We start from the raw sequence: 10,020 nt of genomic DNA, 5'->3' as shown, positions 1-10,020 counted from the left end.
GGTTGAGAAGATCGGCGGCTATCTTCTGAGCATTGAACTTTGGGGCAGATGCTGCCCGTACTTGGTCTACCTTCGCCTTTGTCGTCGGATGCAGGTCCTCGTAGCTCATCTGGTTGGCCATCGCCATCACCACCTGCTGACTCGCTGTTAGACGCTGCCCTGCCAGCTCAGATGCCTCTAAATACAGCGCTTCCATATTCAAGTTTTGAGCTGGGTCAACTTCAATCGGTTGCTCAGCCACATCACCGAGCGCCGTCTCACCCGCAATAGCCAGCGCTGACTGAATCGCCTCATGAATATCAAACTCGTCGATTTTGCCACCCGCTACCACATGCTCACGCAGCAACCGAATCGATTTTGCCTGAGCTTCTGTGAGAAATGCCTTACCATTTGAATCCTTCTCAGCGGTGATTCCCAAATGCTTTAGGTAGGCGTAGTAAGCGTCCTTTTTTATACCTAATTGGTCCTGCAAGACATTCGGGCGAATCTGCTGCTCAACGGTAGACTTCTGGTCGGTCATCGAAAATTTTTTCAAAACTCAGCACCCATATTATGGGAAATACTGAGTAAAAAATTTTACGGGGTTTTTCTGGTTTTCGGGTGAAGTTTGCGTAAACGCCAGAAAACCACTTTTGTTGAAATATTGTTTATATCCCTATCTTCTACGGTAGGAAACTATCAGAATGCTTGCGGTTTTGTTTAAGTAGACAGACAGAATTTAGGCTACTCACGTAGGGTAGTTGCTGCTAGCTTAAAGCCTACAGAATAGCCGATAGGTAATAGTTAGCTAACGGTTGCTACTGCAACTTATGGAGTGCCAGACGGCGGCAGCTGCACTTGCTCGATGGGGATACCCAGCTGCTCCGTTAGCTCAATGACTTTGCCGGTAACCGTGGAAACATCGCCTGAGACGGCGGCGGCTCCGCTAGCAATAGTGCCGATGGCAGCGCTCAGGGCAACGAGTTTTTTCAAAACATCGTCTAAGGTTGCCAATGCCAATTGGAACGATAAATAGAAATGTTGTCATCCAGAAATTTCCAAGAACAACTTTCCCACATATTTTTTTTAGGTTCCCCTCCATACTTAGCCGATTCGTTAAGGCGATTATAGACAGATGCTGTGATAAATGAACGATTGTAGCGTTCACGTATATCACTAAGTTTTGCTGCCAAATTTGGAGCACGCCCAATCCAAATCAAATCATTATCGCCTCGTGCTCCAGCACGAACTGCTAGGACTTCACCTGTATCAATACCTGTTCCATGACGAATCGAGAAAGAGGCATTTTTAACACTGTTGTACTTAGATTCGAATTTGGGCTGAATGATTTTCGTTACAACATAATTTATATTTAACGCACATCTTGCTGCTGAAGTATTTTTTGAATCACCGACAAATACACCAAGAATACGATCACCATCAAAGCTAACAATAGAACCGCCTCGCACTTTTACCAATCGAGCTGTAGTAGCTAAGAATGATTTCATGATTTTTGCAGCAACTCGCCGATCAAGCTCCTTAGCCATTTTGGAAGAGTTAGCCAAATCAGCGTATAAAAAAGTTGCGTCTAGCTCTACCGCACCTCCTGCAAGTGCAACATCTTCAGAAGAAGGCACGACTGTCCCATTACGTTTGTTCCAAGTCGTATCAATAATTGTCTGAACATCCTGCTTAAGCTGGTCGACAAGTGCCATTTATCGTGGTCCTTTTTCAACAATCAAACGACGTAAACGCTCACATACGGGGGCCATAGCAGTGTCATATTTTTGCTCGGGTCCCAATTTATAGCTCAACGGAGTCAAGCCCATTAAGTCTGTTGGAATATGAAGATCTACTCCGCGAGGTTGAACCACAAATGAGCGTTGTCTTGTCAGTGCCCCCATACACATGCCAAGCTCAAAAATCACATTATCGCGCGGTGCCAGTTGAGTAGAATTTCGCTTTATGATTTCGTCATCAGGTGAAAGAACGATGAGACCGAAATCTGCAGTTTGAATCTCTTTTTCAAGCGATTCCACTGCATATGTAGAAGTTCCAAAAACTCCATCTGTCCATACACTTACAGTTACATCATCATGCTCAAGCCCTAACTGTATTGCACGCGCAATTGAGAGTGCTTCAACTGATGATCCAATAAACAAGTGGGGTCTTGAATTGGGTGAAATAACGAGTGAGTTACGCTGTCTTAGACGATTAGCTAATTCTTTTGCTAACCTCCTCCAAAGCTCTGGAGTGCGATGCGCGATAGCCACAAAACTAGGTTCACTCACAACCAACGCTATGACTTTATCTTGAGCTACGACATCAGCACATCTTATTGCCGTAGGATCAATCAGAGCCATTTCCCCCACATGCATACCTTCTGACCGTCGTGCAACTAATCGCCCATGGACAAGTATATTGACGGAGCCATGAACAATGAAAAATATTTCATTGTCATCTCCACCCTCTTTGATTAGAAAGCTGCCTGAATCAAATTCAACAAGTTTCCCTTCTTCAACAATGGAGCTAGCAAGTTCGTGATCACCAGCTATAAATTTCTGAGTTAATAAGACATCAAGCAAACGTCTTTTGCCATTTTCGCCTGTAAACCTTGATATCATGCGAAATTTTGGCTAATTAATGTACCCTTCGACAAGGCTTCATCGTAGTACAAGCTCTTATGGATCAACAAGAAATATATTGATTTACTAAAGGTTTCTTGTACTAAAAATAGACAGGGAAAATTTAAAACAATCGTATTTCACTCATCCTCACCTCAGCAACTCAGCCGACACACCCGAAACCTTTCTCTTGCCTTCAACAACAACCTTCAAAATTTCCAACGCTGGCCGCTCCGCCTCAATCAACCGTGCCACCCGCGTCACCTGACTCGCCCGTATATACTCGCTCACCCGCCCCTTATGGCTATCCCAGCGATAGTAATGACTCACACTAGGATTCGCTCGCTTCCGGTTCCCCGTCCGCTCTTCAATCCAGCCTGAAGCGTTGCCTTTATCCCGATGTTTTCGCCGACTTTCCACCGCACCCAGAGGCTTTCGGACCATCGTCCGCTTTCCCCCAGAACGTAGATCTACACGCTGATAGACCACCGGCTCCGGCAACAATGCCAGCTGCATCCCGTTTAAAGCATCCTCAATCCGCAGCTGCCCATGGCGTTCTGCTTTGAGCACACGCTTACGGCCCATTTGTTTAAGGTCATAGGTGCCATGGCAGGGGGTACAGAGGGCTTTTAGGTTGTTGCGATCGCAATTCTGCGGCTGATGATCGAGATGCGCCACCGTCAACGTAAATCGCCCCAGCTTAGACACCACCGCATCAGCACCGCTCGGCTCCCACAGCTCTGCCACCGTAGGATGCTCCGTCAACGTTAGCCGAAAGATAGCCGCTTCTCGCGTTTCGCCAGGGCGGCGGCAGGGCCGCCCGCATTCGGTACAACACCAGTTCGCCTCGGTTTTGATGGCTAGGGCTAGCTCATCCCAATTCTCAGGATAGAGACTGCGATCCATCGGCATCGTTCTATCCTCCTGTTAACCGAGACATCGCCGCTAGAATCTTTTGTTGCTCTGGCGTTAGCTCCGTCGCCTCGGCAACAGATTCCACCATCATCGGCTGTAGCTGGGCTTCTAGCTCGTCCCAGGATTGCGATCGCAACTGCTCAAACGGAACCCACCGCTCATCCACTAGACACACCAGCGTCGTATCGCCCTGACGCTGAGAAGCAAGCACTAAGCCACGTCGCCGCGCTTCATCGTACCAAGCCGCCCAGTCGCTGTTGCCGGTCAGCTGCTCCGGCTGAGCATCGAGTGTGTCAGCGATTAGCTCGCCTAACGCAGGCATAGACGGCGCTGACTTGTTAGGCGGTATCGCCGTTAGCTCAATGGCATCGTTAATGGTTTCGTCGATCAGGTCCTCGACCACCAGGGCGGCTTTGGCTTTATAAAACTGACGTTCAGTTAGATTCCAGCACTGGCAGAACTCAGACACGCTCTCAATTTTCCAGGGTTCGCCTGGGGGGCAATGGGCCAACAACAGGAGATAGAGGAAACCCTTGGGGGTGTAATGCTCTGCTGCCCACAGTTGTTTAATGTCGTCTGGAGACAGATTCATACCATCACCCCGCTTGCCGCATGTCGTCTGCAGCGTTGCCCGGTGGGCTGGCTGCTAACTCCCATTCTGCCTGGAGTATCGGGATATCAATATGGCAACGGTCAGCGTCGGCCTGCAGCTGCGGGGTGATCGGCGACTGCGTTGCGATGGCGTTTTTAATGCGATGCAACACCGCAGCTGCTTCCAGTTCTGGCTCAGTAGGTTGGTCTGAACTGTGTTCTGGGGGAATCGGTCGCCAGCGGGGACCGTCGGGGCCGATGTCGATGTTCCATTCGGGGTGGGTTGCGATCGCATTTTGCATTCCTTTACGCATGGGCACTACAGCCCACTGACGCTGATAGCGTGCTAGCCGCGCGGCGATGCTTTCGTCTTCCGACTCAGACTGCTCTGGGGAACGCGGCGGCGGAAGGGGATCTACTTGCTGCTGTACCGATTGCCATGCATCATATTCACGCAAGTTGGCAGGATTTACGCTCTGTTTTTCTAGCCACAGTTCCCGTAGTGTGGGCTGCTCTGGTAAGCGGCTGGCTTTAGCAAGCAACCAATCCCTGTAATCCGGTTCTATCTCAAAAATAGAAATTTGGGCTTCTCTCTCTCTTAATGCATCATTCTGATCTTTATTGAGCTCTAGTGAAAGATATTGAATAGACTCAGAAGTCTTGATATCAGAAGGTTTTAGAGATCGATTTTCCGAAATTTCGGAATTGAGTCCGATTTTTCGGACAGCAGTTTGATTTTTCGGAATTGAGTCCGATTTTTCGGACAGCAGTTTGATTTTTCGGACTACTTTCTGGTCAGAGTATTTTTCGGGTGCTTTACAGCCTGCCCGGTTTCTCACACGTAGGGATACATCCTCAAACTCGAATAATTCTTCACGTTCTAACGCTGCTAGGGCATCGTAATAGGTTGACCGACTAATCCCCAGGCGTTGTCTGGCCATCTGGCCCCCGGTCTCTACAAACCGATTACCAAAGGGGTCCACTAGCGAAAAGTAGAGCACTGCACGGTACTGAGCTGCGGTTAACTTTGCATCAATCAAACGGTTAACCGTCGCTTCGTCTAAATGCACGTAGCGCGATTTTTCTTCCAGGGGGCTGGAAAAAGCATGGGTATTTGTCATATAATGTGACCAAGTTATTTTCAATTTGCTTGCAAGCAGTAATGCAAACAAGCTTTCGACCCGCCTCCTGCCAGAGGTGGGTTTTTAACTTTTTAACCAGTTCCTTGACAAATGAGGGGACTCATTAGACAAAGGTGGCATAATGAAGGCATAAATTACCGTTGACGGTAATTTTATATAGCCCACATCAAAGTTGATTGTAATCATACACCAAGCGATTACTTTTTAAAGTAACAGCATGAATTTTTCCGAAGCGTTTGACCTCACTCTCAAGGAATTTGGCTTAACCGGTAAGTCCCTGGCCATCAGCACAGGACTGCGCGAAGCCACAGTTAGCAACTTCCGTAATGGCAGTGACATCCGCTCAGACAACCTGGAAAAGCTACTCAGTGCCCTACCACCAGAGGCTAAACAGTTCTTATTTCTTAAAGTCTTTGTTGACGATTTAAATCCCGATGGCATCGCCACCATGCTGGGGTTATTAGCTGGTCGCCTTAAGGAAACCCAGAGTAGCCCAGAATACATTGAAAAATCCGTAATCCCTCAATCGCCTGTGTCCGTATAAGGCTACATAGTGTTCCTTAATCAGGTGTGAGCATCAAAATTTTTATGGATGAATTGAATAACCAGAGCATTGAGGTCGTTATTAGCGCACACGACAAAAGTCTGGTTACAGATATCTATCAAAGAATTGAGCAGTTATCGTTACCGGCAAAAGCTGCCCTGGCTCAGCATCTAATTAGCACAAACGAGTTAACGGTTGTGGTTAGCAGTCGAACAACGGTGGGCAATGCCATTGGGCAGATGGACCGCACCGAGCTGGGTAATACGCTGGAGTCCATCGCGGAGCAGATAAGGCGATTAAGTCAGTGATAGGGTAACTAGTCCAAAATTGACGGAGAAAAAAAGCTATCAGTCGAGCGCTTGCATTAGTTCGTTGCACTGTAAGTTGACTTCTTTCAGGCGTTCTCGGATGCGTTGGTCTGCCTCAGGAGTGCGCTTTTCCTCGTTAGATATTTGGTTGAACAGCCGAGTTGATTCACGGTCAAGTGCGATCGCAATTTCATAAATCCGGTGGTATTCCCAACTTGGATCAGGCACCGGATAATCATCGTCAATCCAGCTTGGATACTTTGGGGAGTCTTCAGTCATAGTTAGTCTCTAATGTAAGCCGCATCCCGTGGCGTACCACCGGATGCTAATCAGTCTCCGTTTAACCACTCTTAGAAAAGTCGTTGTGCCCGTGGAGTACCACCAGCACATTGAAAGTTTCGTCTTTTTGGCCCTAGGGTGAGCGTAGCGCATCCACTTCACTACAAAGGGGTTAGCTAGTTGCAGAAAGTGTTGTAGAGGGCGCTTCGTTCCTACGCTTTTTCAAAATATGGGGCCAAGAAAACTAGTGGGGGATTGGTCGGCTGGCTTCGCTATTTATCCTTGCAGGAGAAGAGAGAAGAAAGGAAAGGGGCGAAAGGGTATCCAATGGCGCAGCCCTAACCCGTTGTCAAGGCTGCACAGGTTTCTTAAAACTCCGGCTCCTCCTTACGCCGCTGCATAAATAACGTGCTCGAAAACGCCCGTATCGTCGTCTCCTGTGCCTCTGGCAACGCCGCTTTCAGCTCCTGGAAGATTCCCACGAGTTCCGCCACATCATGGCTTGTTGGCTGCTTAGCTACCGCAGCCGGTGGCGTTGACTGCGGTGGGCTGGGTATCGCCGCTAGGTTGGGTGGCGCTGTGGGGCGTGGGTCGCTAGCTGGTGGCAAAAAATCATTTCTCTCATGGGGCGCAACGGTTCGGCTCTCTAACGTCTGCATCAGCTCCGGCGCTTGCTCCTTCGCGACTCTCCATTTCCCAGTTCGGTAATGACATAAAATCACATCCCCCTTTCTGAGTCGGGAAAATATCCCAGGGTTAAAGTAGATGCGCTGTTCTCCGCCGTTCTCAAAGACAACTAACACGGAGTGCTGTGCCTGCCATTCTGGGTTATTGGTTTTGGGCTCAGTGGGATTAAACTTCAGCGTGACCCATTGCCAGACGCTTTGCTGCGATGCGTTTTTTAGAGGTGAATTATTCATTGGTTGTCGATGTGTCGAGTTAATAACTGAGCGGGGCACCACTCCCGCATCGGTGCAACGGCTTCTAAAACGGCGTATCCGGCTCGTAGAAACTGCATTGCGCCGCGTAGTGCTGCGGCATCTGCGCCAGGTCGCTAGCCGCTCGTAGCTCACATACCCCCAAGCTCATGTAGGTGTTGCCATTGGATAAGGCGATAGGGCACGGTGGCCGCCAGTTCACGCACTGAGCGCATAAGGACTGATGCTGCATCGGTGGCGTGTCTGGCAACTTGGCTAGTTCAGTTGCGATCGCAACCTTTCCCCATCGCTTCACCAGCTCTGCCAGCTCCAGCATGGCAAAGCCCCATTCCTCATTTTTTTCCAAGTCCTGTCGTTCCTGCGCTTCCTGGCAGATACTAAAATCTAACTCGTACATCTTGTTTCCTTTTGGTTAATTGGTAGGCAAGATGTGCACGGAGTGATTTGGGTGCAACCAGATCACTCCACTTTTATGCACAACCTTACTTAAAAGAGAGTTTAAATAAAATCTTCTAAAATCCAGAAAAGCATTGAAATATATTGATTCTAGAGATCGCAAAAACTCTCTTTTTACTTCTTTATTGTACCATTTTTTAGTGCTAAAAATGGTACAATAGTATTAAGCGCAGGGGGCTTAGAAGACCGCGTGAGACTCGGGGCGCTAAACAGAAACGTAGCCTGTAAAGGTGGACCTAAACAGAAACCGGCGAGCTAGGGCGGATACCCTACGAAGACGGAGAGGCGAGAACTAAGCACAGAAAACCCAGGAAACCGACCGGAGAAACGGCCAGAGCCTTGCTAGCAGGCAGTAACCAAACAACGGCAGCAGACGCAACGGGAAACGGCAAACCCACCCTGGCCAAAGGCCACGACCAGGGGCGCAACAACAAATCAACGGCAGGGCAACAGACTTTATAAGGCACCCTGCCGTAACAACAACAATGTGCAATGCAACAACTAGAGCTAACGCCCAAGCCTGAAATACTCAACGCCTGCCCGTGGGCACGCCCACACCGTGACGGTGTCGCCTGCGGCGTAGTGCTCGCTGTACCGGCACCGCTGCCCTACGGGCTGGCGACGTGGCTACGCGCGGAGGGGTGGCAATGTAAAGCGGTGGCCAGCGACCGGGGGCAGTATGCGGCACTGCTGGTGGGTGGCTGCGCTGTAGAGCTGCTGGGGTGGGTGCCCAGACCGGAGAGCCACGGAAGTCTAACAGCGGGGAATTATTTGCCCTGGTAGCCGCTAGAGGTGGGAGAGGCCACAGCCGAGACCCGCCCGAGCACCGAGCGCCACGCAGCCACATGGAACCGCACCAGCGTGGGGACCCGTTGTCAAGGGCGTAGCGGATGCGGAGAGCGCAGCGTCCCTTGATCAATGGGCGCGGTGCGGTAGCCTATTCGGCAGTGGCGTAGAGGGTCGCAGGGCGGCAAATAAAAAAGAGCCCAACGACACCAATGGTGCGGAGAGCGGAGCGAACGCACAAACAAACAGGCGGGCAACGTCTCAATGTCTTGGCTGTGGCCCTCTAGCGAGGAACGAGCGAAACTGAAACGTGCCGATGTGAGTACAAGGGCACAACAGTCTTTTAGGAGGCGTTAAACCTGGATGAGATAGCAGCCGGTGGTACTCCACGGGCTGCGGTTTTGGGTAGTTGAGGTGGTTGCGATCGCAAATTCTAGAAGGCCTTGAATCGCTGCGCCCGGTGCAACTATTCTCTGCGAAGCGCAACGTCCGCATTATGCTCTAGAACTGCCACCTATCAACAACTGTGGCAGCTACCGTGTCAAGCGACGGCATCAACGCCGCATGGTTAACGCCCTCTCGGTTTAGCAATTCTAACAGACTTGAATATTCGGCAGCGTGAAGAACAAACTCGATCAGAAATGGTTGCTTGGGTTCGTGCACGATCGCCGGGTCACAATAGTCTTCCATCGCTGGCCAGTTTCCTTTCTCGTCGAAGTATGACTCTGCCATGCATGTCTCGATAAACAACCCCTGTTGCGCTCTCAAGTACTGATTTTTGTAGCTGGCCTGACGATGGGTCTTGAAGGGGCGGCAGCCATTCGCTTTGACAAACGTCAATTTGCTCATTGTCGATATGTTGCATGCCCACACAGCTATTCGTTTCGCAGATTTCGCGCGAAATTGCGGAGACACGGCAAAGAAAGCTGCGAACAGTGGGTCTTCAGTCCAATCTAACAGGCGGGTCGGAATGCCATGATGTTGTGCTAATGGCGCTGTCGCGATGTTTGGTGTTGTGCCAGGTGGGTTGTGTCGCGAAACAGTGCGCCCATCGCGGAGCGGGCTCCAGTTGCATGGATCAATTGTGTGTCCAAGCTTTGCTGCCAGCTGAGAGAATTGGTAGATGGCTTCGGTTTCAGCTGAAACCCAGATTTCGTGAGGATCACTGGAACTAGAATAGGTCGCTAACGGTGGTTTGTGCTGCTCAATTTTAGTGATGAGTGCGTTTAGCTTGTTAATTGAACGTGGTCGCCAAGCCGAGGGTAGTTGTTTCCAGTTGTCTGCGTCGCCGACCCCGCGAAACACCCAATTGGATTCGCTGGCTCCGTGTCCCCACCAACGATCATTGGATCGGCGGATCTCGTCCAACAACTGTGTTGCTGTAAGCACGTTTGACTTTCCAATCGACTCGATGTAGGGCAAGGTTTCCTCCTAAAGGGCATAACGTCCGCAATCACC

At 50.0% G+C, this 10,020-nt stretch carries 15 protein-coding genes; 3 read left to right on the top strand and 12 right to left on the bottom strand.

The genetic code is table 11. The features are described from left to right. From QGP82_RS22445 to QGP82_RS22415, 7 genes are all read right to left on the bottom strand, one after another. On the bottom strand, nucleotides 1-520 hold a 520-nt coding region (locus QGP82_RS22445; RefSeq protein WP_499061109.1), incomplete at its 3' end, for a hypothetical protein. A gap of 287 nt (nucleotides 521-807) precedes the next feature. Next, nucleotides 808-993: a hypothetical protein gene (locus QGP82_RS22440; protein WP_499061108.1), complete on the bottom strand. Its 186-nt coding sequence runs from the start codon at nucleotides 991-993 to the stop codon at nucleotides 808-810. Continuing rightward, the gene (locus tag QGP82_RS22435) at nucleotides 981-1,694 is read right to left on the bottom strand and encodes an adenylate/guanylate cyclase domain-containing protein (protein WP_499061107.1); all 714 of its coding nucleotides are present in this window, start codon (nucleotides 1,692-1,694) and stop codon (nucleotides 981-983) included. Before QGP82_RS22435 ends, QGP82_RS22440 begins: the two co-directional genes overlap by 13 nt. Next, entirely contained in the window at nucleotides 1,695-2,603 is a 909-nt protein-coding gene (locus tag QGP82_RS22430) for a TIR domain-containing protein (protein ID WP_499061106.1), read from the bottom strand. 150 nt (nucleotides 2,604-2,753) lie between these two features. Next, nucleotides 2,754-3,515, bottom strand: coding sequence for a hypothetical protein (locus tag QGP82_RS22425; protein ID WP_499061105.1), 762 nt, complete (start codon nucleotides 3,513-3,515; stop codon nucleotides 2,754-2,756). 4 nt (nucleotides 3,516-3,519) lie between these two features. Continuing rightward, complete coding sequence (locus QGP82_RS22420; protein WP_499061104.1) at nucleotides 3,520-4,110, bottom strand: hypothetical protein; 591 nt, start codon at nucleotides 4,108-4,110, stop codon at nucleotides 3,520-3,522. Between the two features lie 4 nt (nucleotides 4,111-4,114). Further along, nucleotides 4,115-5,230, bottom strand: coding sequence for a hypothetical protein (locus tag QGP82_RS22415; protein ID WP_499061103.1), 1,116 nt, complete (start codon nucleotides 5,228-5,230; stop codon nucleotides 4,115-4,117). Nucleotides 5,231-5,468: 238 nt separating this feature from the next. On the opposite strand from QGP82_RS22415, the gene QGP82_RS22410 reads away from it, so the two are divergent. After that, complete coding sequence (locus tag QGP82_RS22410; RefSeq protein ID WP_499061102.1) at nucleotides 5,469-5,795, top strand: helix-turn-helix domain-containing protein; 327 nt, start codon at nucleotides 5,469-5,471, stop codon at nucleotides 5,793-5,795. A gap of 44 nt (nucleotides 5,796-5,839) precedes the next feature. Further along, nucleotides 5,840-6,103 carry a hypothetical protein gene (locus QGP82_RS22405; protein WP_499061101.1) on the top strand — a complete coding sequence of 88 codons (264 nt, stop codon included), beginning with the start codon at nucleotides 5,840-5,842 and terminating at the stop codon, nucleotides 6,101-6,103. A 39-nt stretch (nucleotides 6,104-6,142) separates the two neighbouring features. Here the strand turns inward: QGP82_RS22405 and QGP82_RS22400 are convergent, their stop codons facing one another. The 3 genes from QGP82_RS22400 to QGP82_RS22390 all read right to left on the bottom strand — a co-directional run bounded on the left by QGP82_RS22400 (nucleotide 6,143) and on the right by QGP82_RS22390 (nucleotide 7,717). Then, nucleotides 6,143-6,382 (bottom strand): hypothetical protein, encoded by a 240-nt coding sequence (locus QGP82_RS22400; RefSeq protein WP_499061100.1) that lies wholly within the window; start codon nucleotides 6,380-6,382, stop codon nucleotides 6,143-6,145. Between the two features lie 368 nt (nucleotides 6,383-6,750). Further along, nucleotides 6,751-7,302 carry a hypothetical protein gene (locus tag QGP82_RS22395; RefSeq protein ID WP_499061099.1) on the bottom strand — a complete coding sequence of 184 codons (552 nt, stop codon included), beginning with the start codon at nucleotides 7,300-7,302 and terminating at the stop codon, nucleotides 6,751-6,753. A gap of 64 nt (nucleotides 7,303-7,366) precedes the next feature. Next, on the bottom strand, nucleotides 7,367-7,717 hold the full coding sequence (locus QGP82_RS22390; protein WP_499061098.1) for a hypothetical protein: 351 nt from the start codon (nucleotides 7,715-7,717) through the stop codon (nucleotides 7,367-7,369). A 398-nt stretch (nucleotides 7,718-8,115) separates the two neighbouring features. Between QGP82_RS22390 and QGP82_RS22385 the strand changes: the two genes are divergently transcribed. Next, nucleotides 8,116-8,238, top strand: a complete 123-nt coding sequence (locus QGP82_RS22385) for a hypothetical protein (RefSeq protein ID WP_499061097.1) — start codon at nucleotides 8,116-8,118, stop codon at nucleotides 8,236-8,238. A 67-nt stretch (nucleotides 8,239-8,305) separates the two neighbouring features. Here QGP82_RS22385 and QGP82_RS22380 read toward each other — a convergent pair whose 3' ends face one another. Continuing rightward, nucleotides 8,306-8,695, bottom strand: coding sequence for a hypothetical protein (locus QGP82_RS22380; RefSeq protein WP_499061096.1), 390 nt, complete (start codon nucleotides 8,693-8,695; stop codon nucleotides 8,306-8,308). 368 nt (nucleotides 8,696-9,063) lie between these two features. Next, nucleotides 9,064-9,984, bottom strand: a complete 921-nt coding sequence (locus QGP82_RS22375) for an FRG domain-containing protein (protein WP_499061095.1) — start codon at nucleotides 9,982-9,984, stop codon at nucleotides 9,064-9,066. Nucleotides 9,985-10,020 lie beyond the last annotated feature (36 nt).

The organism is Leptothoe sp. LEGE 181152, assembly GCF_032906605.1.
GTDB classification, from domain to species: Bacteria; Cyanobacteriota; Cyanobacteriia; order Phormidesmidales; family Phormidesmidaceae; genus Leptothoe; species Leptothoe turfae.
Note: the sequence above shows the minus strand (reverse complement) of the source record. Positions and strands in the feature narration are given on the sequence as shown.